This window comes from Siccirubricoccus deserti (assembly GCF_014283215.1).
In the GTDB taxonomy this organism is placed as follows: domain Bacteria; phylum Pseudomonadota; class Alphaproteobacteria; order Acetobacterales; family Acetobacteraceae; genus Siccirubricoccus; species Siccirubricoccus deserti.
Map to the genome: position 1 here is coordinate 121,304 of NZ_JACOMF010000007.1, position 23,682 is coordinate 144,985.

The 23,682-nt window shown below is 67.2% G+C and carries 18 protein-coding genes; 10 read left to right on the plus strand and 8 right to left on the minus strand.

Annotation, left to right across the window (positions count from 1 at the left end; translation table 11 throughout):
* The first annotated feature begins 29 nt into the window (after positions 1-29).
* From H7965_RS08705 to H7965_RS08725, 5 genes are all read left to right on the plus strand, one after another.
* Positions 30-1,664 (plus strand): thiamine pyrophosphate-requiring protein, encoded by a 1,635-nt coding sequence (locus H7965_RS08705; protein WP_261394115.1) that lies wholly within the window; start codon positions 30-32, stop codon positions 1,662-1,664.
* Positions 1,665-1,752: 88 nt separating this feature from the next.
* Positions 1,753-2,802: an ABC transporter ATP-binding protein gene (locus H7965_RS08710; protein WP_186770175.1), complete on the plus strand. Its 1,050-nt coding sequence runs from the start codon at positions 1,753-1,755 to the stop codon at positions 2,800-2,802.
* A gap of 35 nt (positions 2,803-2,837) precedes the next feature.
* On the plus strand, positions 2,838-4,166 hold the full coding sequence (locus tag H7965_RS08715) for an ABC transporter substrate-binding protein (protein ID WP_186770176.1): 1,329 nt from the start codon (positions 2,838-2,840) through the stop codon (positions 4,164-4,166).
* A gap of 53 nt (positions 4,167-4,219) precedes the next feature.
* Positions 4,220-5,176, plus strand: coding sequence for a carbohydrate ABC transporter permease (locus H7965_RS08720; RefSeq protein WP_186770177.1), 957 nt, complete (start codon positions 4,220-4,222; stop codon positions 5,174-5,176).
* Positions 5,169-6,080 (plus strand): carbohydrate ABC transporter permease, encoded by a 912-nt coding sequence (locus tag H7965_RS08725; protein ID WP_186770178.1) that lies wholly within the window; start codon positions 5,169-5,171, stop codon positions 6,078-6,080. Before H7965_RS08720 ends, H7965_RS08725 begins: the two co-directional genes overlap by 8 nt.
* 137 nt (positions 6,081-6,217) lie before the next feature.
* On the opposite strand, the gene H7965_RS08730 is transcribed toward H7965_RS08725, so the two are convergent.
* Positions 6,218-6,979, minus strand: a complete 762-nt coding sequence (locus H7965_RS08730; RefSeq protein ID WP_186770179.1) for an SDR family oxidoreductase — start codon at positions 6,977-6,979, stop codon at positions 6,218-6,220.
* A 161-nt stretch (positions 6,980-7,140) separates the two neighbouring features.
* On the opposite strand from H7965_RS08730, the gene H7965_RS08735 reads away from it, so the two are divergent.
* The 5 genes from H7965_RS08735 to H7965_RS08755 all read left to right on the plus strand — a co-directional run bounded on the left by H7965_RS08735 (position 7,141) and on the right by H7965_RS08755 (position 14,740).
* Positions 7,141-8,313: a mandelate racemase/muconate lactonizing enzyme family protein gene (locus H7965_RS08735; RefSeq protein WP_186770180.1), complete on the plus strand. Its 1,173-nt coding sequence runs from the start codon at positions 7,141-7,143 to the stop codon at positions 8,311-8,313.
* A gap of 43 nt (positions 8,314-8,356) precedes the next feature.
* On the plus strand, positions 8,357-9,400 hold the full coding sequence (locus H7965_RS08740; RefSeq protein ID WP_186770181.1) for a C-terminal binding protein: 1,044 nt from the start codon (positions 8,357-8,359) through the stop codon (positions 9,398-9,400).
* Positions 9,401-9,451: 51 nt separating this feature from the next.
* Complete coding sequence (locus tag H7965_RS08745) at positions 9,452-10,204, plus strand: SDR family oxidoreductase (protein WP_186770182.1); 753 nt, start codon at positions 9,452-9,454, stop codon at positions 10,202-10,204.
* A 179-nt stretch (positions 10,205-10,383) separates the two neighbouring features.
* The gene (locus H7965_RS08750) at positions 10,384-12,426 is read left to right on the plus strand and encodes a molybdopterin-dependent oxidoreductase (protein ID WP_186770183.1); all 2,043 of its coding nucleotides are present in this window, start codon (positions 10,384-10,386) and stop codon (positions 12,424-12,426) included.
* Between the two features lie 550 nt (positions 12,427-12,976).
* Positions 12,977-14,740 carry a sensor histidine kinase gene (locus tag H7965_RS08755; protein ID WP_186770184.1) on the plus strand — a complete coding sequence of 588 codons (1,764 nt, stop codon included), beginning with the start codon at positions 12,977-12,979 and terminating at the stop codon, positions 14,738-14,740.
* Positions 14,741-14,850: 110 nt separating this feature from the next.
* Here H7965_RS08755 and H7965_RS08760 read toward each other — a convergent pair whose 3' ends face one another.
* The 7 genes from H7965_RS08760 to H7965_RS08790 form a co-directional block, all read right to left on the minus strand.
* On the minus strand, positions 14,851-15,279 hold the full coding sequence (locus H7965_RS08760) for a hypothetical protein (RefSeq protein WP_186770185.1): 429 nt from the start codon (positions 15,277-15,279) through the stop codon (positions 14,851-14,853).
* A 421-nt stretch (positions 15,280-15,700) separates the two neighbouring features.
* Complete coding sequence (locus H7965_RS08765; RefSeq protein ID WP_186770186.1) at positions 15,701-16,564, minus strand: hypothetical protein; 864 nt, start codon at positions 16,562-16,564, stop codon at positions 15,701-15,703.
* Positions 16,565-16,764: 200 nt separating this feature from the next.
* A complete protein-coding gene (locus H7965_RS08770; RefSeq protein WP_186770187.1) occupies positions 16,765-18,900 on the minus strand; it encodes a peptidase domain-containing ABC transporter in 2,136 nt (711 codons plus the stop codon).
* A 10-nt stretch (positions 18,901-18,910) separates the two neighbouring features.
* Entirely contained in the window at positions 18,911-20,173 is a 1,263-nt protein-coding gene (locus H7965_RS08775) for an HlyD family efflux transporter periplasmic adaptor subunit (protein ID WP_222440523.1), read from the minus strand.
* 135 nt (positions 20,174-20,308) lie between these two features.
* Positions 20,309-20,521, minus strand: coding sequence for a hypothetical protein (locus H7965_RS08780; RefSeq protein ID WP_186770188.1), 213 nt, complete (start codon positions 20,519-20,521; stop codon positions 20,309-20,311).
* A 113-nt stretch (positions 20,522-20,634) separates the two neighbouring features.
* Positions 20,635-20,847, minus strand: a complete 213-nt coding sequence (locus H7965_RS08785) for a hypothetical protein (RefSeq protein WP_186770189.1) — start codon at positions 20,845-20,847, stop codon at positions 20,635-20,637.
* A gap of 719 nt (positions 20,848-21,566) precedes the next feature.
* On the minus strand, positions 21,567-23,519 hold the full coding sequence (locus H7965_RS08790) for a hypothetical protein (protein WP_186770190.1): 1,953 nt from the start codon (positions 23,517-23,519) through the stop codon (positions 21,567-21,569).
* Between the last annotated feature and the right edge of the window lie 163 nt (positions 23,520-23,682).

Here is a 23,682-nt window from a genome sequence, read left to right on the forward strand (position 1 = left end):
ATGGGCTCTTGCGGCCCGCAGCGGGAGGAATGGCCATGAAGGTCGGCGAAGCCATTGCGGAAATCATGAAGCGCGAAGGCGTCGAGATCCTCACCGGCTATCCGGTGAACCATCTCATCGAATTCGCTGCGGCGAAGGACATCCGGCCGGTGATGGTGCGGCAGGAGCGCATCGGGCTGCACATGGCGGATGCCATCAGCCGCGTCACCGCCGGCCGCAAGATCGGCGCCTTCTGCATGCAGCATGGGCCGGGGGCGGAGAACGCCTATGGCGGCGTCGCCCAATGCTATGGTGAAAGCATTCCGGTGCTGGTGGTGCCGCAGGGCTATCCGCGGCGGATCGCCCATATCGACCCGAATTTCAATTCCTCCGAAGCCATGCGGCATGTGGTGAAATCGGCCGAGCCGGTGGTGCTGGCGGCCGAGGTTTCCAACATCATGCGCCGCGCCTTCACCCGGCTGCGCAACGGCCGCGGCGGGCCGGTGCTGGTGGAAGTGCCGACCGACATGTGGAATGAGGAGGTCGGCGAACTCGACTACATCCCGGTCATGGCGACGCGCTACGGCCCCGATCCGGCCGAGGTGAAGCGCGCCGCACAGCTGCTGGCGAATGCCAGGCGGCCGGTGATCTACGCCGGCCAGGGCGTGCACTGGGCCCGGGCCTGGCCGCAGCTGAAGGCGCTGGCGGAGCTGCTGGCGGCACCGGTCACCAGCAGCCTCGGCGGCAAGTCGGCGTTCAACGAGGAGCATCCGCTGTCGCTCGGCTCCGGCGGCCTCGCCATCTCGAAGCCAGTGCGGCACTTCCTCGACAAGGCGGATGTGATCTTCGGCATCGGCTGCTCCTTCACCGAGACCAATTTCGGCGTGAAGATGCCGAAGAGCCCGAAGATCATCCACGCGACCCTCGATCCCATGCATCTGAACAAGGATGTGCGGGCGGATCTCGGCCTTCTCGGCGATGCGGCGCTGACGCTGGATATGCTGCTGGCGGAGCTGGCGACGCTGGTCGGCAGCAACCGCGACCCGGCACCCGTGGCGGCGGAGATCCAGGCGGTGCGCGAGCCCTGGCTGGCCGAGTGGATGCCGAAGCTGACCAGCAATGACGCGCCGCTCAATCCCTATCGGGTGCTGTGGGACCTGCAGCACACGGTGGACCGCGACAACACCATCATCACCCATGACGCCGGCAGCCCGCGCGACCAGATCTCGCCCTTCTGGAAGGCGACCACGCCGCTCTCCTACCTCGGCTGGGGCAAGACCACGCAGCTTGGCTATGGCCTCGGCCTCGCCATGGGGGCCAAGCTGGCGGCGCCGGAGAAGCTCTGCATCAACGTCTGGGGCGATGCCGCCATCGGCTTCACCGGCATGGATTTCGAGACGGCGGTGCGCGAGCGCATCCCGATCATGTCCGTCCTGCTGAACAATTTCTCCATGGCGATCGAGCTGAAGGTGATGCCGATCAGCACCGAGAAATACCGCAGCACCGACATCTCCGGCGACTACGCCGCCATGGCGCGGGCCTTCGGCGGCCATGGCGAGCGGGTGACCCAGCCTTCCGAGATCGTCCCCGCCATCAGGCGCGGCATCGAGAAGACCCAGGCCGGCATCCCGGTGCTGCTGGAGTTCATCACCTCGAAGGAGACCAGCGTCTCTCGTCTCGGCTGATCCCGGGCACAGCCAAGGAAATCCCGGGCACAACCAAAAGAAGCAGGCGCGGGCGGGCCAGGCGGCGCGCCCGAACAGGGGAGGCGAGATGGCAAACGTTGCGTTCCGGAACGTTCGCAAGGCCTTCGGGCCGGTGGAAGTTCTGCACGGCGTCGACGTCGACATCGAGGACGGCGAATTCGTGGTGCTGGTCGGGCCGTCCGGCTGTGGCAAGTCGACATTGCTTCGCATGCTCGCGGGGCTCGAGAACATCACCGCCGGCGACATCACGATCGGCAACCGGGTGGTGAACCAGGTCCCGCCGAAGGACCGGGACATCGCCATGGTGTTCCAGAACTACGCGCTCTACCCGCACATGACCGTCTTCGACAACATGGCCTTCTCGATGAAGCTGGCCAAGGCGCCGAAGGCGGTGATGGAGTCAGAGGTCGCGCGCGCCGCGAAGATCCTCGGCCTGGAGCAGCTGCTGCAACGCTATCCGCGGCAGCTGTCCGGCGGCCAGCGGCAGCGCGTGGCGATGGGCCGCGCCATCGTCCGCAACCCGCAGGTATTCCTGTTCGATGAGCCGCTGTCCAACCTCGACGCCAAGCTCAGGGTGCAGATGCGCGCCGAGATCAAGGAACTGCACCAGCGGCTGAAGGTGACGACCGTCTATGTCACCCATGACCAGATCGAGGCCATGACCATGGCCGACAAGATCGTGGTCATGAACAGCGGCAACGTCGAGCAGGCCGGCCGGCCGCTCGAACTTTACGACACCCCCGCCAACCTCTTCGTCGCCGGCTTCATCGGCAGCCCGGCGATGAATCTGATTCCCGGCCGCGTTGGCTCCGGCGGCTTCGAGGCGGCGGGGGGCGCGGTGCTGCCGCTGCCGCCCGGCGCCTCGGCCGCCGCCGGCACCTACGGCATCCGGCCGGAGCATTTCCGCCTTGATCCCAATGGCCTTCAGGCGCGGGTGCAGCTGGTGGAACCGACCGGGTCGGAAACCCAGGTCTTCGTCCGCCTTGCCGATACGTTGATGAGCTGCGCCTTCCGCGAGCGCATCACCGCCGGCCCGGGGGATATCATCGGCATCAGCCCGGATCTGTCGCTGGTGCACCTGTTCGACTCCGGCACCGGCCAACGCCTCGCAGCCTGAGCAACCACAAGAACAACCAAGGGAAGCATTCGGGAATGTACATCATCAACCGACGCAGTGCCTTGCAACTGGGTGTCTCCGCCGCCGCCCTCGCCGCCTTCCGGGCCTCCGCCCAGGCGCCGATCGCCGCCACCGACACGCCGGCGCCGCGGCTGCCGATCGAGCAGGGCGCCACGCTCCGCATGCTGCGGCCGGTCCGCTTCGTACAGCCGGATGAGGATGTGTTCCGCGCCAACGCCGCCCGCTTCACCCAGGCCACCGGCGTGCAGGTGCGGGTCGATTTCGTCGGCTGGGAGGACATCACCCAGCAGACCGCGGTCACCGCCAACACCGGCGCCGGGCCGGACCTGATCATCGGCTTCGGCGACGCGCCGCACATCTTCGCCGAGAAGCTGATCGAGGTTTCCGACGTCGCGGACTATCTCGGCAAGCGCTACGGCGGCTGGATGGCGGTCGGCGAGAAATACGGCAAGCGGCACGGCACCAACAACTGGATTGGTCTGCCCTTCGGCGGCACCGCGGGGCCTCTGGTCTGGCGCAAATCGGCGGTCAACCAGGTGGGCTTCGAGAATCCGCCGTCCGACCATGCCGGCTTCCTCGACCTCTGCCGCAAGCTGAAGGCGGCGAACAAGCCGGCCGGTTTCGCCCTCGGCAATGCGGTGGGCGATGGCAACGGCTTCGCCAATTGGCTGCTGTGGTCGCATGGCGCCTCCCTCACCGACGAGGAAGGCAAGGTCTCGATCAACAAGCCGGAGACCATCGCCGCGCTGAACTACCTGAAGGAGCTGTATCCAACCTTCGTGCCGGGGACGCTGGCCTGGGGCGATATCAGCAACAACCGCGCCTACGCGGCGAATGAGTGCTGGGTCACCTCCAATGGCGTCTCGCTGTACTTCTCGCTGAAGAACGACCCGGCGACGGCGCCGATCGCCGAGGACAGCCAGCACAGCCTGTTGCCGCTCGGCCAGGCCGCAAGCTGGCCGAGCGCGCCGCTGACCCTGAACGCCATGGTGTTCAAGCACAGCCGCTTCCCGAACGCCGCCAAGGCCTTCCTGCTCTTCATGATGGAGCGGGAGCAGTACGACCCCTGGCTGATCGCCAACCTCGGCTATTGGGCGCATCCGCTGACCAACTATGGCAGCAGCGCGGTGTGGAGCAGCGACCCCAAGGTCGCGATCTTCAAGGACAGCATGAACAACAAGTTCTGGAACGGCTACAAGGGACCGATTTCGGAAGCCTCCGGCCAGGCGAATGCGGAATACGTCACGGTGCAGATGTGCGCCGCCGTCGCTTCCGGCCAATCGACGCCGCAGGAGGCGGCGCGTGAGGCCGAGCGCCGGGCCCGCCGCATCTTCCGCCGCTGAACCGGGCGGCGGCGCCCCTTCGGGGAGCGCCGCCCCCAACCGGGGAGCCTGCCATGTCCGTCACAACCGCACCGGCCTGGCGTCCGGCCCGCCAGGAGCCTGGCTGGCTGGTCAGGTTGTTCGAGTACAAGCCGTTCCTGGTCTTCGCCTGCCTGCTGCCGGCGGTCGGGCTGCTGATGGTCTTCCTGACCTATCCGCTCGGCCTCGGCATCTTTCTCGCCTTCACCGACACCACCATCGGCCGCCGCGGCATCTGGGTAGGGCTCGAGAATTTCCAGTACCTGCTGGAAGACCCGCTGTGGTGGAACGCGGTGTTCTACAGCGTCTTCTACACCGCCGTCGCGACCGTCGGAAAATTCGCCCTCGGCCTCTGGCTGGCGCTGCTGTTGAACAACCACATGCCGTTCAAGAGCCTGCTGCGGGCGATCATCCTGCTGCCCTGGATCGTGCCGACGGTGCTTTCGGCCATTGCCTTCTGGTGGATCTACGACCCTCAGTTCTCCATCATCTCCTTCCTGCTGGTCGATGTGCTGGGCTGGCGGACCACCAACATCGACTTTCTCGGCAGCGCCTGGCCGGCCCGCTTCTCGCTGATTGCAGCCAACATCTGGCGCGGCATCCCTTTCGTGGCGATCTCGCTGCTGGCCGGGCTGCAGACCATCTCGCCCTCGCTGTATGAGGCGGCGCTGCTGGACGGCTCCTCCGCCTGGCAACGCTTCCGCTACATCACCTTCCCGATGCTGCTGCCGATCCTGGCGATCGTGATGACCTTCAGTATCATCTTCACCTTTACCGACTTCCAACTGGTCTACGCCATCACCCGCGGCGGCCCGGTGAACTCCACCCATCTGCTGGCGACGCTCGCCTTCCAGCGCGGCATCCCCGGCGGCCAACTTGGCGAGGGCGCGGCGATCGCGGTCTCGATGATTCCATTCCTCGTCTTTGCCACGCTGTTCAGCTACTTCGGGCTGGCACGGCGCAAGTGGCAGCAGGGAGAAGGCAATGACTGACGCCGCAACGCTGCCCCAGCCGGTGGCCGCCAGCAACGCCGCCACCGCCCAGCCGGAGACCATGGCCTGGGACAGCAAGGCGCGGCGCATGGTCACGCTCTACCTGCCGCTGGCCTGCTTCGTCATCATCCTGCTCTTCCCCTTCTACTGGATGACGATCACCGCCTTCAAACCGAACGCCGAGCTGTTCGACTACAAGACCCACAACCCCTTCTGGATCAGCTCGCCGACGCTCGACCACATCTACCATCTGCTGTTCAACACCGCCTATCCGCGGTGGCTGATAACGACGATGACGGTGGCGATCTGCTCTACCTTCATCTCGCTGATCGCCAGCACCCTGGCGGCTTATGCGATCCAGCGGCTGCGCTTCAAGGGCAGCCAGTATGTCGGCCTGGCGATCTACCTCGCCTATCTCGTGCCGCCCTCCATCCAGTTCATTCCGCTGGCGACCATGGTCTATCAGCTCGGCCTGTTCGACAGCCCGATGGCGCTGATCCTGACCTACCCCACCTTCCTGATCCCGTTCTGCACCTGGCTGCTGATCGGCTACTTCAAGTCGATTCCCTATGAGCTGGAGGAATGCGCGCTGATTGACGGCGCGACGCGACTGCAGATCCTGCGGCAGATCACCCTGCCGCTGGCGGTGCCGGGGCTGATTTCCGCCGGCATCTTCAGCTTCACACTGTCATGGAACGAGTTCATCTATGCCCTCGCCTTCATCCAGAGCAGCGAGAGCAAGACGGTGCCGGTGGCGATCCTGACCGAGCTGGTCTCCGGCGATGTCTACCAATGGGGCGCGCTGATGGCCGGCAGCCTGCTCGGCTCACTGCCGGTGGCGATTTTCTACTCGTTCTTCGTGGACTACTACGTGTCGTCCCTGACCGGCGCGGTGAAGGAGTAGCGGCCAACCGGTCGCCTCCCTTCGTGCCTAATATGTCGTGAGCCTCGTCGTGGTCGGGCCTGGCCCAGCCATCCCTTCCACCGAGTGCGGCGAGGGATGCGCGGGTCAAGCCCGCGCATGACGGTGGCTGTTGCCGCCTAGAGTTTCCGCCCCAGCGCCGCGACATATCCCCGGTTATGGGTCGGTGTCAGCCAGATCTCGTTCATCGTCACATGCGGCGGCAGGCCCGCGGCATAGGCGATGAGGTCGGCGCAATCTTCCGGCTGCAGCATCTGGTCCAGTTGCTCCTGGGTCAGCGGGTTCGGCCGCTGCTTCAGGATCTCGGTGTTCACCTCGCCGGGGCAGAAGACGGTGCTGCGGATGCCGTTGACGCATTCCTCCATGTTGATGCTGTGGCTCATCGCCACCACGCCATGCTTGGCAGCGTTGTAGCCTGGCCCGCTCATCGGCCCGACATTGCGCCCGGCCATGGAGGCGGTGTGGATCATCACCCCGCCGCCCTGCTGCCGCATGATCGGCAGCACTGCCTGTGCCACGTAGAAGGCAGAGGAAAGGTTGCCATGGATCAGGGTGTCGATCCCCTCCGGGCTCAGCCGCTTCCAGTCGCGCTCGGTGACGTTGACACCGGCGTTGCTCACCAGCACGTCCAGCCGACCGAGCGTCGTGCCGATCCAGGCCGCCACCTTCTGCACCTCGGCGGGCTTCGTCAGGTCGGCCGGCTGCACATGCACGGTACCGTCCTTCGCCCGGATGCGCTCCGCCACCTGCTCCAGCCTGTCCTGACGGCGGCCGGTGATGACGGTGATGCAGCCCTCCGCGCCGAAGCGCTCCGCCACCGCCTCGCCAATGCCGCTGCCGGCGCCCGTCACCCAGGCGATCTTTCCTGTCAGCTTGCCCATGGGACCCTCCCCTTTGCCGCAGCAGGCTAGCGCCCGCACGGCGGCTTGTGGATAGGCGCCGGCCATGCTTCGCTTAACCGGTACGGACCGCCGCCCGGCAGCACCGCCGCCGGAGCGCCGAGCCGCACCGTAAGACAACGGAAAGAAGTGGAGGGGGAAGCATGAAGATCGCCCGGGTCGAGACCCTGCGCGCCGATGCTGGCTGGCGGCTGTTCTCCTTCCTCAAGGTCACCACGGACGACGGGCTGGTCGGCTGGTCCGAGTACAATGAAAGCTTCGGCAGCACCGGCCTTTCCGCGGTGATCGAGGGGCTGACGCCACTCATCATCGGCCGCGATCCGCGGCGGTTCGAGGAGGTGACGGCCTGGCTGCATGTGATGACCCGGCAGTCGCGCGGCGGGCTGAATCAGCAGGCGATCGCCGCCATCGAGAATGCCCTGCTCGACATCGCCGCCCGCGCCCGCGGCATCCCGGTCTATGCGCTGTTCGGCGGCCCGATCCGGGAACGCATCCCGGTCTACTGGTCACATTTCGGCAGCTACCGGGTACGCAATTCGAAGTTCATGGGCACCCCGCCGCTGCTCGACTGGGATGAGGTGGCCCGCCACGCCGCTGAGGTGAAGGCGCTCGGCTTCCGCGGCCTCAAGACCAACATCCTGATCCCCGGGCCGGACGGCAAGCTGTACCAGTACTCGCCCGGCTTCGGCCGCCATGCCGGCTGGCCGGAGCTGAACTGGGACAACCGGACGCTCAGCCTGCTGCAGCGCCACCTGCAGACCATCCGCGACGCGGTCGGGCCGGAGATGAACATCCACCTCGACAGCAATTTCCACTTCCGGACGGAGGGCTTCCAGAAGGTCGCCCGGGCGGTGGAGCCGTTCAACCTGACCTGGCTCGAGATCGACATCCATGACGCGCCGGCGCTGGCCAGCATCAAGCGCATGGCCCCCTGCCCCATCGCCTCGGCCGAGACGCTGCACGGCCGCCGTGAATTCCGTCCCTACCTCGAGCATTATGCGATGGACGTCGGCATCGTCGACGTCATCTGGAACGGCCTCAGCGAATCGATGAAGATCGCCTCGCTCTGCGACGTCTATGAGGTGAACTGCGCGCCGCACAACTTCTACGGCAATCTCTGCAGCATGATCAGCGCGCATTTCTCCGCCACCATCCCGAATTTCCGGGTGATGGAGATCGATATCGACAGCGTCTCCTGGCGTGACGAATTCACCCCGCCGCCGGTGATCGAGGATGGCGAGCTGGTGCTGCCGACCGGGCCGGGCTGGGGTGTCGAGGTGAATGAAGCCGCGATCCGCGCGCGGCCGCCGAAATAGCGCCAGGTTTCCACCGGCGCAGCAAGGAAGGAGGGGGAACGTAATGCCCAGGTTCAGGATCGTCACGCCAGCCGGCGCCAGCTTCACCGTCGCGGGCGGCGGCTATGGGCTGGAGAGCGAGGCGCTGGAAGGCCTCGACGCGACCATCGAGGAAGCGCCGACCGACGAGGCCGGCTTCATCGCCGCCGCCCGCGGCGCGGATGCGATCTACGCCAAGGGCATCCCGATCACCAAGGCGATCATCGACAGCCTGGAGAATTGCAAGGTCATCAGCCTCGGCAGCGTCGGCGTCGACAGCGTCGACGTGAAGGCGGCGACAGCGCGCGGCATTCCAGTGACCAACGTGCCTGACACCTTCATCGAGGAGGTGGCCGACCATGCCATGATGCTGCTGCTGGCCGGCTTCCGTCGGCTGTTGGAGCAGGACCGCATGGTGCGCGAGGGCCGCTGGAAGGAAGGCCGCCCGGCGCTGCTCAAGATCCCCCGCCTGATGGGCATGACGCTCGGCTTCATCTCCTTCGGCCGGGTCGCTCGCGCCGTGGCGAAGCGCGCCGCGCCCTTCGGCCTGCGCATGATCGCCTATGACCCCTTCGTCGAAGAGATGTTGATCTCCGAGCATGGCGTGCTGCCGGCCACGTTGAACGAGGTGATGGAGCAGTCGGACTTCGTCTCGATGCACGCCCCCGCGCGTCCTGAATGCACCCACATGCTGCGCGAGGAGCATTTCCGCCGCATGAAGAAGAGCGCGATCTTCGTCAATGTCGGCCGCGGCCCGACCGTGCATGAGGAGTCGCTGATCAAGGCGCTGCAGGAAGGCTGGATCGCCCATGCCGCGCTCGATGTGCTGGAAGTCGAACCGCCTTCGCACAACAACCCCCTGCTGCGGATGGAGAACGTCACCCTCACCGCCCATGTCGCCTCCGCCTCCGCCCGCTTCGATGAGGCGCGGAAGCGCCGGGTCGGGCACGAACTGGCGCTGGTGCTTTCCGGGAAATGGCCGATGAGCTGCGTCAACCCGTCCGTGCTGCAGAATACCGCCTTGCGCCGCTGGCAGCCGATCGGCATGGGGCGCGGGCCGAACAGCTAACCGTCCGGTCGCCGGGGGCCGCCTCGGCGGGACGCAGGAAGGAGAGTCCCCATGTCCACCAAATATGCCGTCGTTACCGGCGCCGGCTCCGGCGTCGGCCGCGCCGCCGCCCTGGCATTGCTTGCCGATGGCTGGTCGGTCGCGCTGGCCGGCCGGCGCCTGGACGCCCTTGAGGAAACCGCCGGCCTGGCCGGCAATGGCGCCTCGCGCGCCCTTGTCCACCCGACCGACGTCGGCGACCCGGAGGCGGTGAAGGCCCTGTTCGCCGCGGTGAAGTCGAACTGGGGCCGGCTCGATTTCCTGTTCAACAACGCCGGCGGCAATGTTCCGGCCGGGCCGATCGAGGATCTGGCCTATGCCGACTGGGCGCGGGTGGTGCAGGTCAACCTCACCGGCAGCTTCCTCTGCGCCCAGGCGGCCTTCCGCATCATGAAGGAGCAGTCGCCGCAGGGCGGGCGCATCGTCAACAACGGCAGCATCAGCGCGCATGTGCCGCGGCCGGACAGCGTGGCCTATACCTCGACCAAGCACGCCATCACCGGCCTGACCAAGACCCTGGCGCTGGACGGGCGGAAGTACGACATCGTCTCCGGCCAGGTCGACATCGGCAATGCGGCGACGCCGATGACCGCTCGCATGGCGCGCGGGGTGAAGCAGGCCAATGGCGAGATGATGGTGGAGCCCACCTTCGACGTCGCCCATGTCGGCAGCAGCCTGCTGATGATGGCCAACCTGCCGCTGGATGCGAATATCCAGTTTCTCACCATCACCGCGGCGAAGATGCCCTGGATCGCCCGCGGCTGATGGCCGCCGCCGGAGTGCCGCAGGCGGCACTTCGGACGGGCCGGCCTCCCCGGGGCGCCCAGGCTCCCTGTGGCTCCGGAAGCAGGCGCTTCCGGGCCGCCGACTCATGCGAGCCGTATCCGGCCAGGATGAAATCGCGCTAACCTTGCCCTTCTCCGCAGCCGGGCAAGGAGCCGAACATGGCCATCGCCGAACACCCCAGCGTCTGCACCCTCGACTGCCCGGACACCTGCAGCCTGACTGTCGGCGTCGAGGCCGGGCGCATCGTCAAGGTCCGCGGCTCGCAGGCCCTGCCCTATACCGCCGGGGTCATCTGCAACAAGGTGGCGCACCACACCGGCGCGTTCGTGCATGGCCCAGGCCGTCTGCACCATCCGCTGCAGCGGGTCGGCCCGCGCGGCGGCGACAGTTTCCGCCGCATCGGCTGGGATGAGGCGCTGGACATCATCCACGCCCGCACCACCGAAGTGATCGACCGCTACGGCCCGCAGGCGGTGATGCCGCTGAACTACGCCGGGCCGCATGGGCTGCTGTCCTACGACAGCATGTCGCTGCGCTTCTTCCACAGGCTTGGCGCCACCCAACTTTTCCGCCGCGCCATGTGCGGTGGGGTGCGCAGCGAGGCCTGGGTCGGCACCTATGGCGCGGTGCCCGGCGTCGGGCCGGAGGCGGCGGCGGAGGCACGGCTCAATATCCTCTGGGGCAACAACGCCACCGTCACCAACCTGCATCTGGTGCGCCAGCTTGGCATTGCCCGCCGCCATGGCGGCAGGCTGGCGGTCATCGACCCGCTGCGCACCAAAGTGGCCGAGCAGGCCGACCTGCACCTGGCGATCCGCCCGGGCACCGATGTGGTGCTGGGCTTCGCCCTAGCCGTCGCGCTGGAGGTCCGCGGCGCGCATGACCGGCGCTTCATTGCCGAGCATGTCGCCGGCTATGCCGAATACATGGAAGCCGCCCGCGCCTGGCCGCCAGAGCGCGCCGCCGAGACCTGCGGCATCCCGCTGGCGCAGATCGAGACCCTTGCCGAATGGATGGCCGAGGCCACGCCGCTGGTCATCGCCCCCGGCAATGGGCTGGAGCGCCACCGCAACGGCGGCAGCGGGCTGCGCGCCGCCATCGCCTTGCCCGCCCTGCTCGGCAAGCTGGATGCCCGCAGCGGCGTGGTGCTCGGCGCCGGCAATGCCTTCCCCCGCACCCCGGCGCGTCTGCACCGGCCGGACCTGCTGCCGCCCGGCACCCGCACGCTGAACATCCTCGATGTCGGCCGGCATCTTGAGAGCGACACACTCGACCCGCCGCTGCGCGCGCTCTTCATCTACAACCACAACCCGATCGTCGTTCATCCGGACCAGAACCGGCTGAAGCGCGGCCTGCTGCGCGAGGAGATCTTCACCGTCGGCGTCGAGGTGGCGATGACCGAGAGCATGCGCTTCTGCGACATCATCCTGCCGGCGGCGACGCAGTTCGAGGTGGATGACATCTACGTCTCCTACGGCCACCCCTGGCTGCAGCGCGCCGCACCGGTGATCCCGCCACTGGGTGAGTCCCTGCCGAACACCGAGATCTTCCGCCGCCTTGCCGCCCGCTTCGGCTTCGACGAACCCTGCTTCGCCGCCGATGACGCGACCCTGATGGATGAGGCGCTGGACCCCGCCGACCCGCGGCTCCGCGGCATCCGACCGAGCGCAGTGCCAACCACCGAGGCGCTGCGCATGACGGCACCGGATGGCCGCCCGCTGGTGGTGTTCGACACCATCATGCCGGCCACCCCCTCCGGCAAGGTGGAACTGGTCTCGGACACCCTGGCGGGGCGCTGGGGCCCTGAGGCACGGCTGCCAGGCTACCGGCCGCGCACGGCGGCGCTGCCGCTGGCTTTGATCTCGCCGGCTTCCGACAAGCGCATCTCCTCCACCCTGCTCGGTGCCGGCGGTGCGCCGGCGGATAACCCGCCGCTGCTGATGCACCCTGCCGATGCCGCGGCGCGCGGCTTGCAGGCGGCGAGCCGGGTGAAGCTGTGGAACGCGCTCGGCGCCGTCATCCTGCCGCTGCGGGTGACCGATGCGGTGCCACCCGGCGTGGTTGCCTCGGAGAAGGGTACCTGGCTCGCCAGCAGTCCGACCGGGCAGACCATCAGCGCCCTGGTCTCCGCCACGGATCGCGCCGATCTGTCGGAAGGCGCCTGCTACAACGACACCGCGGTCGAAGTCTCGGCCGCCTGACGCGAATGCCCGGTTGGCCTATGAGACTGGCGGCACGATGCGGCCACGCATGGCATCATGCGATGAGGTGGCGTCGGGATTTCCCGCCCGATCACTCTTCTTTGGAGTTTTCAATCAGTACGACGAAGCAAGCGCGCTTATGTATTCATGGTTGAACGTGCCCCAAGGATGGCCGCCCGGCGATGCGGCGCACGGCGAGTCGACCGGGCAGGATCCGGCAACACCTTGGGAGACGCGGCGGTAGAGCGGCCATCCTGACTGCACGAGCAGACCGATGCAGCAATCCTCTGGCCGGCCCCGGTATGACCGCTTGCGGCGAGTTGCTGTTGAGAACGCGAACCCGTGAGCGGTGGCACAACCGCCGCAACGACACTGGCAGCATGGATCGACTGACAGTATACGCCTGCAAGCAATTGCAAATACAAGAGCGCCGCATTCCTCAGGGTATTGATACAATTCAGCCTCCACGATTGCGGCAGCGCTGGTGTGCACGCATCGCACCGCATTCACCCAACAGGGGTCTCGCCACGACTTGTTCAACGGAGCCCCGATGCATCGGCTGACGCTCCGCGGCCGGATGGTTCTGCTCGTGCTGGTCGGCGTGCTGCCGTTGCTCGGCTTCCACCTTGCCTTGATCTACCGGGACTTCCAGGCGCAGCGGGACCAGTTCGGTGTCCAGGCGCAGGACCTCGCCAGCAGCCTCGCTCAGCTGGTGGAGGGCGAACTGGGAACCAGGGTGGCGGCGCTTGAGGTGCTGGCCCTGTCCCAATCCCTGGCGCGGGATGACCTGCTCGCCTTCCGGGCCGAGGCGGAGGTGGTGCTGGCCCTGCAGCAACCCGGTGCCAGCATCATGCTGGTGCGGCAGGATGGCCAGCAACTGATGAACACCGCGGTGCCTCCCGGCGCGCCGCTGCCGATGCTGCAGGAAACCACCAACCTGCAACGGGTCCTGACGACCGGCCAACCCGCCGTCTCCGACCTCTATGTCGGCAGCGGTCTGCAGCGCCGGGCGATTGCCATCAAGGTGCCGGTCTGGCGGCCCGACGGCAAGCTGGACCGCGTTCTCGCCCTCACCCCCCGGCCGGACGCCTTGTCCAACCTGATCGCCCGGCAGCACCGGGGCACCAATTGGTGCGTCTCCCTGCTCGACGGTGCCGGGGTGCGCATTGCCCAGCTCCCGAACCCCGCCGGTTACGAGGGTGAGAAGGTCAGCTCGGCGTTCTTCAGGGCAGCCGCGGATCGATCGGAAGCGATCTACGAAACCACCTCGGCGGAAGGCGTACCGCTGATTGCCGCCTTCAGCCGGCTTGATGCCTATGGTTGGGCGGTCGCCGTCGGCATTCCGCTGTCCGAGCTGACGCAACCCGTCTGGCGGCGGGCAACGAACTCGCTGGCGGTGGGCATGGCGCTGCTGCTCGGTGGGCTGGGGTTGGCGCAGCTGGTGGCACACGGCATCACCGGCCCGATCACCGCGCTGCGGCGGCTCGCAACCACCACGGATGAGGCTCCCGCGGCACCGGTGACGACCGGGCTGGCGGAGACCGACGACGTCGCCGATGCGCTGCTGGCCGAGACCAGCCGGCGGCGTGCCGCGCTGACCTCGCTGCTCGAAAGCGAGCGGCGACTGCGGCTGGTGGTGGCCGAGTTGAACCATCGGGCGAAGAATGCCTTGGCCACGGTGCAGGCGCTGGCCCAGCAGACCGCCCGCGGCGAGGCCGGCTCCGACCCGGTACGCTTCACCGCTGCCTTCAATGCAAGGCTGCAGAGCCTGGCGCGGGCCCATGACCTGCTGGCCGCCTTCTCCTGGGAGGCCGCGGCGCTGCACGCGGTGGTGCAGGCCGGGCTGGCGCCCTGGTTGGCTTCCGGGGACGCCGGAAGGGAGCTGTCACCGGATGTGCGGATGCTGCCGACGCAGCCGGGCGATCCGTCGCGCATCGACATCCACTGCATCCATGACGTCGAGCCGGCGATGGCCTCGCCCGGGCAGGCCCAGGCGCTGGTCCTGGCGTTGCATGAGCTGGCAACCAACGCGGTGAAGCATGGCGCACTCTCGACGCCGGCGGGATATGTGAAGGTGATCTGCCGCCGGGCTGAGAGCTGCCAGGACTGGATCATCGAATGGCGCGAAAGCGGCGGCCCACCGGTTCCGGGCCCGCCTGATCGGGGCGGCTTCGGCACCCGGCTGCTGACCCGGGCCCTGGCACATGATCTTGGACCGGGCGGCAGCGTGGCGTTGGACTTCCGACCCACCGGGGTGCACGCGACCATCCGCTTCCGTACGCGCAGCTACGCAATCACCGGCGCGGCCGGATAGCGCAAGCCGCGGCGGGGAGGCGTGAACGCTCCAAGGCGCGAATCCGCTCCACGAACAACCGGCTACGGCGGGGCAGCGTTCGGAGCTGAACGCAATCCGCCGTAGCGCAGTCACTCCCCGGGCGGTGGGCCGATCGGGGCGAGCGGCTCTCGCGCCTCGCCAACGCCGAGCGCCAGGGCAAGGTGGTGCCAGGTATTGGCCAGGGCGGGGTCGCCCTGGATGCCGCGGGCGTGGATGAGCGCGAGGAAGGCGGGGTCGTAGGTCCGGGCCAGGGCAAGCGCCGCCTGGCCATTCTCGGCCATCGCCGCCCGCTCATAGAGCCGCCGCGCCGCCGCGATGTCGCCGAGCTGGAGCATCTCATCGGCGCGCTGCACCAGCGCCGACAGCGGGGCGGCGGCCGCAGTCGCGGCCGGTCGCAGCGCCACGGCGGGCAGTGATGGCGCTGATGGCGGTGGCGCTGGCGCTGGCGGCAAGACCGCGATGGCGGGCGGCTCCGGCGGGTACCGCTCCCCGGGGATGATCCCGGTCAGGGCGTCCATGGCCGGTGCTTCGGATGTCGAAGCCGGGGTCGGCCCGCCAACGAACGTCATGGCCTCGGGCACGGGGCTGCCCGCCTCGGCCTGTGCCATGTCGGAGCCAATACCGGGTGATGGCAATACCAGGGTTGCCGGCGCTCCGGCGGTGGCATCGCCGGGGCCGGGGGCCGGTGGTGCGGCGGCTTGCGCCGCAATCGGGCTGGACATGGCGCGCCCTGGGCTGACTGGCTCCGGCGCAACCGGCATGGGGGGCGTCGGCGCCAGGCTCGCTGCCGCCGACGCCGCCGGTAGCGTTGGCTCCGGTGTGGCCGGCTCGACCAGCGCCGACCCAGGCCCAGGCGGCTCCGGCAAAACCGGCTCTGCCACCGCCGGTTCAGGAATTATCGGCCCAGGCACACCGGTCCCGGTGCTGCCGGCTCCGTCGTCAGCCCGTCAGGCAGGGCGATCTCCGGCGCGGCGAGGGCTGAACCGGGCGTCGAGACCGCAGCCTCTGGCGGAGACAGGGAGACAAGCTCCACTGGCGGAGCCGCCCCGCGCTCCTCGGCTGGCCCCTCCGCCCAGGCCGGACCCACTGTCGGATCGACCGGACCGGGTAGCGTGGCCGAGGCCCCCCTATCGGCTTCGGCAGCGTCGCCGGCAGCGGAACCAGCGCAGCGAAATCCGCATCGGGCTCTGGCGGCCCAAGCAACTGCAATATCAGCACGACGCTGCCGACCAGCAGCACCAGGCCGCCCCAAATGCCGGCCAGCAGCCGCCCCCCCTGCCAGCCGCCGCCCGGCCCGACCGGTTCCACCGGCACAGCCGGGGGTGGTGGCAGAACTGCCCCTGCCAGCGCCTGCTGCGCCGCGCCGACCCAGGCCGAGCCGCCAGCCACCGCCAAGGCCGGGCGGCGGCCGAACTGCTTCTCGATCACCCAGCCGAGAGTCGGCAGCATGCGCTGCGGCAGACGTAGGTGCAGAATCGGCGGCAGCCCGCCGAAGCGCTGCGTGAATCCGGCCGCATCAAGCAGCCACCCCAGCCGCCCGGCGGCATCCGGCGCGATGTCGCCCGGCGCCAACTCCAGCAGGACGATCCCGGCCGACGGATGCAGCAGGGCGTGGCGGATTCGGCCGGCTGGCGCCGCGCCCTCCTCCGGCAGCAGGCAACCCTCCAGAGCGACCCAGCCGGGGCCAAGCCCGGCGACGGCCTCGGCGAGCGCCATGGCGGCATGGCTGGCTCGGCCGGCCGGCGCGGCGCCGAGCGCATCCAGCAGCCCAGCCTCGGCCTGCGGTGGCGCCTGGCGTGGCATGGTGGATGAGGCCTAGAGCAGATCGCCGAAGGACGGCATCGCCCGGAGGCGAGAATCTGCTTCTTTGTCACAAGACAGAGTATTTTCTGTGAACCCATGTGAACGGAAAATGCCCTACAGCGGATTGCGTTCATGCCTGCACGCCAATCCTCTGTAATGTCTTAGTTTCAATGATAATTCACGCCCTTCCGCGATCCGCTCTAGTCGTGGTCCGGCTGGCCCTCCGGCTGCGCCGGAACGTCCGGGCGCCGATGGTCCTGGCCGATGAACAGGATGCTGTCGGTGCCGTGCATCATCTCCGGTCGGTGCGCAACGCTGATCCGGGTAATGGCGAGGCGGCGAAGGCGCTCGTTGATCTGCTTTTCCTTCTCCACGTCGAGATGCGCGGTGCCCTCGTCGAGGAACAGGATGCGTGGGCTCTTGTAGAGCGCCCGGGCGAGCAGGACGCGCTGCTTCTGGCCGCCCGAGAGCGAGCTGCCCATGTCGCCGATCAGGCTGTTGTAGGCCATCGGCATCGACATCACCTCCTCATGCACCCCAGCCATCTGGGCGCACATCACCATGCGTTCCTGGTCGAAGGCCGGATCGAAGAAGCAGATGTTGTCGGCGATCGAGCCGGACAGCAGCATGTCTTCCTGCATCACCGCCGCCACCTGCTCGCGGTAGACCCGCACGCCGATGGTCTGCAGCGGGATGCCGTCCACCAGTACCTCGCCGCTGGTCGGCTCCAAGAGGCCCAGCATGATCTTCAGCAGCGTGGTCTTGCCGCCGCCGGATGGCCCCATGATGGTGATGAACTTGCCCGCTTCCACCTTCAGGTTGACGTTCTCCAGCACGAAACGCTCGGTCTCGGCGTAACGGAAGGAGACATTGCGCAGTTCCAGCGCGCCCTGGATCGGCTGGGCATAGGCCAGCGGCCGGTCATGGCCGCGCTCCAGCGGGTTCATCGCAATGTCGGAGAGGCGCTCCAGATGCAGGTCGAGCAGGCGGAATTCGATTGCCTTCTCCACCAGGGTGGAGGCCTTGGTGGTGAAATTCTGCTTGTAGGACATGAAGGCGAAGATCATCCCGACGGTCAGCAGGTTGTCGAGCGCCAGCATCGCCGCGAGGTAGACGGTGACGATCTGCTCCACGCCGAAGATCGCCCGGTTCATGGTCTGGAACTGCACCTGGGCGCGCCCCAGCCGGATGTCGGCGTTCACCGCATCGGCGTAGCGGTTGAGCCATTGCGCTTCACGGTCGCTCTCGCGGTTGAACAGCTTGACCGTCTGGATCGCCCGCGCGGTTTCGATGAAGTTGGAATTCTCCTGCGCATCGGCCTGGATTTTCGCCTCGTTGAGGTCACGGAATCGCCGATAATGCACCAGGCGCAGCACCACGTAGAACAGCAGGGCTGCCAGCGTCACCAGCGCCAGCTGCGCGCTGTAGACGAAGATCATCGCCAGGGTCGCCAGCGCCATGATGCCGTCGATGGCGGCGAGGACCAGCCCTTCGGCCATGGCGGTGCGGATCGGCGTCAGCGAGTTGAAGCGCGACAGCACATCGCCGATGTGGCGCTTCTCGAAGAACTCCAGGGGCAGCCGCAGCAGGTGGTGGAACAGCCGCGCGCCCATCTGGAAGTGCATGGCGTTCTGCACCACCAGCATGATGTGCGAGCGCAGCGCATTGGTCGCCACCTGGATCGCCATCAGCAGGCCGAAGCCAAGCGCCAGCGCCAGCATCAGGTCGGTGTCGCCGCGGGCGACGACCTCATCCACCGTCAACTGCATGTAGAAGGGCGCGGCGACCACCAGCAGTTCGAGGATCACCGAAAGCAAAAAGATCTGCGCCAGCGGCGAGGACATCCCCGGCATCTGCGCCCAGAACACCCGGAACGGCAGCCGCGCCCGTTCCTGCTTCGGGGCGAAGCCTTCGGCCGGCGACAGTTCCAGCGCGATGCCGGTCAGGTGCTTCGATGCCGTCTCCAGGGTCAGCGTCTTCACACCGGTGGCCGGGTCGTGCACCACCACGCCCTTCGCGGTCACCGCCTTCAGCACAACGAAGTGATTCAGGTCCCAGTGGACGATCGCCGGCAAGGTCAGCTCGCGGATGTCCTCCAACTCGTAGCGCACCGGCCGGCTGGCAAGGTGGAGCTGGCTGGCAAGCTGGATCAGCCCACGCAGGGTGACGCCCCTGAGGGACACCGGGTGACGGCGGCGCAGCGTGTTCAGGTCGATGCGATGGCCATGGTAGCTGGCGATCATCGCCAGGCAGGCGAGACCGCATTCGGCCGCCTCGGTTTGCAGGATGCTCGGCAGCCGTCGCCGGCCGCCGAAGTCGAGCAGGCCCTCGATCATGTGGCAGCCCTCATCCCTGGATCCTGGCGCTCAGCAGCGGGTTGAGAATCCAATCCACCAGCGTCCGCCGCTCCAGGATGATGTCGGCGCGCAGCTGCATGTCGGGCTGCAGCGGAATGCGCTTGCCGTAGGCGTCGATGTCCGGCCGCTCGAGCGCCACGATGGCACGGTAGGAAGGCCCGGTCAGCGTCACCGGCGCGGCCACGTCAGTGCCGGTCAGGATGGTCTGGGAGACGCTGACGATCCGCCCGCGGTAGGTCCCGTAATGCTGGTAGGGGAAGGCGTCGTAGAGGATCCGCACCCGCTGCCCCAGTTCGACGAAGCCAATGGCGCGGGCCGGGATGAACAGCTCCGCCTGCAGCGCGCTCTCGCCCGGGACGATCTGCAACTGCAGCCGGCGCGGGTCGGCGAGCTGTCCGACGCTGGCCTGCAGGGAGGAGACGCGGCCGGAGATCGGCGCCCGGATGATATAGGCGCGGCGGCCATTGACCTCGGCGGTGCGCTGCTCCGCCACCGAAAGCTCGTTGCGCAGCTGCTGGATCTTCTCGGCGGTGACGATCGGCAGTTGCTCGAGGTTGAACCGCGCCTCGGAGAGCTGCGACCGGCGTTCCGTCAGCTGCTGGCCGACGGCGTTGAGGCTGAGTTTTTGCTCAAGCAGCGCCTCCTCACGCCGTCGCTGCTCTACCTCGGACACCAGGCCGCGCGTCGCCAGTTGCGCGCCGGAGGCGACCAGGCGCTCTACCACCCGGATGCGCTCACGCTGCAGCAGGATCTGCGCGGCGATGTCGGCGATCTGGGCCTCGAGGCCCTGGATCTGTACCGTCAGCCGCTCTCGGTCGGAAGCACCGCGCTTCTCCTCTGCGGCGATCTGGCGGATCAGCGACTGCTTCTGCCGGTCGAGCGTCGCCAGGATGGTGGCGTTGACGTCCTCGCCATTGGCGGCGATCTGGTCGGTGGTGATGCTGAGCAGCGGCTGGCCTTCGCTGACATGCTGGCCCTGCTCGACATGCACGGCGCTGACGATGCCCTGCTGTGGCGCGAAGATCCGCGCGCTGCCGGCCATCGGCGCCAGATAGCCGATGACGGTCTCCTTGCGGGCGTATTGGGCGACGAAGAGGAAGGCGACGACGGCGAGGGCAGCGCCACTGATGAACCAGACCATCAGCCGCACCGGCATCGGCTGCATCGGCACCACCCGGCCCCATTGCCGGTGCTGCTGCTGGAATTCGACGACTTCCTGGCGGAACAGGGGAGGTTTCGATGGCACCCCCATAGGGTCACTCCGCTTGCCTTGACGGCTCAGGATTGGGTCGGTCCGAAGGGTCTCTCCCGGCGGGATTCCGCCGGGAGAGGGTCGACAAATCGCCGGCGCACGCCACCAATCAGGCACGCGCAGGCTTGCATCGGATCAGTTGTCGATGACGACGGCGCCGTTGGCGTTGGCGTCGCCGGTCTTGTAATTGCCGATATAGACGCCGCTGTAGTTGATGTTGCCGGTGGCAACGCCGCTGATGGCGGTGCCGCCATTGCCGCTGTACTTCACGACGTTCACGGTATAACCACCCCAGGCGCCCGTCACGGCGTCGAGGTCGCTGTCGCTCAGAACGGTGATCTTGCTCATGCTAATTTCCTCCATTGAAATACTGTCCCCGATGCGGGGCAATGCCACAAAGCCGTGGCACGGCCCTCGAGGAGACCCACCGCGGGATAGTCCGAGGTGAGCGTAATTGTAGCCTAATTGTAGATGAACACGCCGCCGTTGGCGTTGGCGTCGCCGGTGTAGCTGTTGGAAATGCTCACCCAGCTGTTCTTGATGTTGCCGGTGGCAACGCCACTGATGGCGGTGCCGCCATTGCCGCTGCCGATGACGACGTTCTTGGTGAAGCCGCCCCAGGCACCCGTCACGGCGTCGAGATCGGCGTCGCTCAGTACGGTGATCTTGCTCATATCCATCTCCTCTGAAATTCCCGGTTTCCCGGTTGCGATCGGGGCAGCCCGCCCCCCTGCGCAGTGCCTAGCGCACCGCACACTCATGGGCGCCGCGGCCGCCATGGCCACGACGCCGATCCGGTCCCGGGCGCATCTTGGCCCGGGTGATGTCGCATTGTGTTCGAGGCGCCGGTCCGGCGTGGCGGTGCCCGGCGGAGTGCCCCGCAATACCGCGGCGCCGAGGCGTTGCATCGGCCGCGGCGTCCGCCGCGGCACTCCACCGGGTTACGCCTGACGACACCTCCACCAGCATTCTGGCGGTCGCAATCGAGAGTCGCGGCGCAATCCACGGCCCAGGCCGCCAGATGAATAAAGTGCTCAAGGAATAATTTCCCCGATAAAAAATGAATACCGAATAATCATCCGGCTAACGCCGAATACTACGGACCCTAAAATTCATCTACACTTCATCTGCAGGTCTATTATTGACCTTCGAATGCGTTTTCCTCCCAAGACTTCGGCGTTACGCAGGGACATTAGAAACAGCCGCTGATCAGGGTCAAGAATGGAATACAATTACACACATATGTTACGGAAATTTGCGCCCTGGTTGGATGCCGCCTTAGAAAATTGCGCCATGCCCGACCGATCTTCACCAATTGCACGCGGCGCGTGTATCCCCTGCGGAATGGACACGCGAGAGAATGGGGCCGCCGATACCGGCGACCCCTGCAACCTCAGGCCCAGACCATGTCGCCGACATAGATGGTGCCGAAATTCCCCTTGATCTCGATCGAACTCATATCGGTGCCCGCGGCGAAGTAGATCCTGCCGTGGTTGTCCTCGACCTCGAACCGGCCATGGTCGAACAACTGCTGGAAGTAGACGTCGCCATAGTTGTCCTCCACCTCGAATCGGTCCTGGTAGGTCAGATCGTCGAACCAGACGCTGCCATAATTGTCCTCCAGAGCGAATGCACCCAGGAAGAACTGGCTGAAGATGTCATCACCCCCGGTTTCTCCGAACCGTATGCTCCCCCAATTCTCTTCGATCTTGAAACTTCCGGCGAAGAGATGACCGTAGGCATCACCGACGACATCGCCGATTCCGCCGGTCACATCGCCAAAGTGAATCTCGCCGCGGTTCTTCTCGATTTCGAGGCCATGCGAGAATACATGTCCATAGGCGTTGCCGCCGGTCGCACCGGTCCCGCCGGTAATGTCGCCGAAGTCGATGGTGCCGCGATTTCCCTCGATCTTCAGGCCGGCGGCGAAGACATGGCCGAAGGCGTCGCCGCCGTCACCTGCCCATGCTAGGCCGCCAGCCCCGCCCAGCCCACCGGCCCCGCCGGCGGCGCCGTTGGCCGCGGCTGCGCCGGTCACCTCGTTGATCAGCTCGACCAGGGAGACGACGATGTCGCCGGTCGCGACGCCACTGATGGCGGTGCCGCCATTGCCGCCGGCGCCGGCAGGCCCAGCGGCCCCGTCCGCGCCGGCAAGGGCGGCGCCACCGGCGCCGCCGGTCACCGAGCCGAAGCCGATGTGGCCGTAATTTTCCTCGACTGTCAGCTTGGCGGTGAAAAGATGGCCACGGGCGTCGCCGCCGTCGCCGGCCCAGGCGTCGCCGCCTGCGCCACCCTGCCCACCGCTGCCGCCGTTGCCGCCATTGGCATCGCTGTCGCCGGTGCGGCTGTTGGCCACGCCGACGGCGGAGAAGCGGATGTCGCCTAGCGCGATGCCGCTGACCGCCAGCCCGCCGTCGCCGCCTGCACCACCATGGCCGCCGGCGCCGCCGGTGCCGCCGATGCCCGCGCCGCCAGCGCCACCGGTGACATTGCCGAACAGGATGGTGCCTCGGTTATCCTCGATCTCCAGCTTATGCGCGAAGACATGGCCATAGGCGTCGCCACCATCGCCGGCCCAGGCATCGCCGCCGTCGCCGCCCCGGCCGCCGGTGCCGCCATCGCCGGCGCTGGCATCGGCCCGGCCGGTCAGGTCGTTGATCAGGAGCGCTCCGGAAAGGGCAATGTCGCCGACCAGCACGCCGCTGACCGCCAGGCCGCCATCACCGCCCGCGCCGCCCGCGCCGCCACGTCCGCCCGCGCCGCCGATGCCCGCACCACCGACCCCACCGGTGACATTGCCGAACAGGATGGTGCCGCGGTTGTCCTCAATCTCGACGCCGCGGCTGAACAGCTTGCCATAGGCATCGCCGCCGTCGCCGGCGTGCACCGCCGGACGTGCTGCACCGAGGCTGCCTGTGCTGCCGTCGCCGCCACGCGCTTCGGCGTCACCGGTCGCTAGATTCGTTATCTCGGTCAGGGAGTCGTTGAGGTCGCCGAGCAGGATACCGCTGATCGCCACCCCGCCGTCGCCACCCGCCACGCCGATGCCGCCGATTCCGCCGACCGCGCCAGTGGCGGATCGGCCAGTGCTGCCCAGCACGTCGCCGAAGGTGATGGTGCCACGATTGTCCTCGATCGATCCGCCAGGCTTGTAGCCGCGCCCCTGGGCCTCGGCGCGGGGCGGGGCGGATTTGTCATGCCCACCATGCCTAGCCGCCTCCCATTCGATGCCATCCGCGTCTCGTCCATCTCCGTGGGACAGATGATCGAGATGCGCCGAGTGCAGTTTTCCCGGCGCGGCAGATCCACTCTTGGTTGCTGTTGCGGAGCTCGCTGACGATCCCATTGCCTCTTCCTCCTTAGCCAGAACTTTCCGGTGTCCGATCAGCAACCACTGGGCATTTCATTGACGACCAGTGGTTGATAATCAGATTGTCTTCGAGAAACGAAGATAGGAAACGGCCCTGTCTGGCGTAGTTCTGGCCACTTCCGGATCGGTACTATCGGAG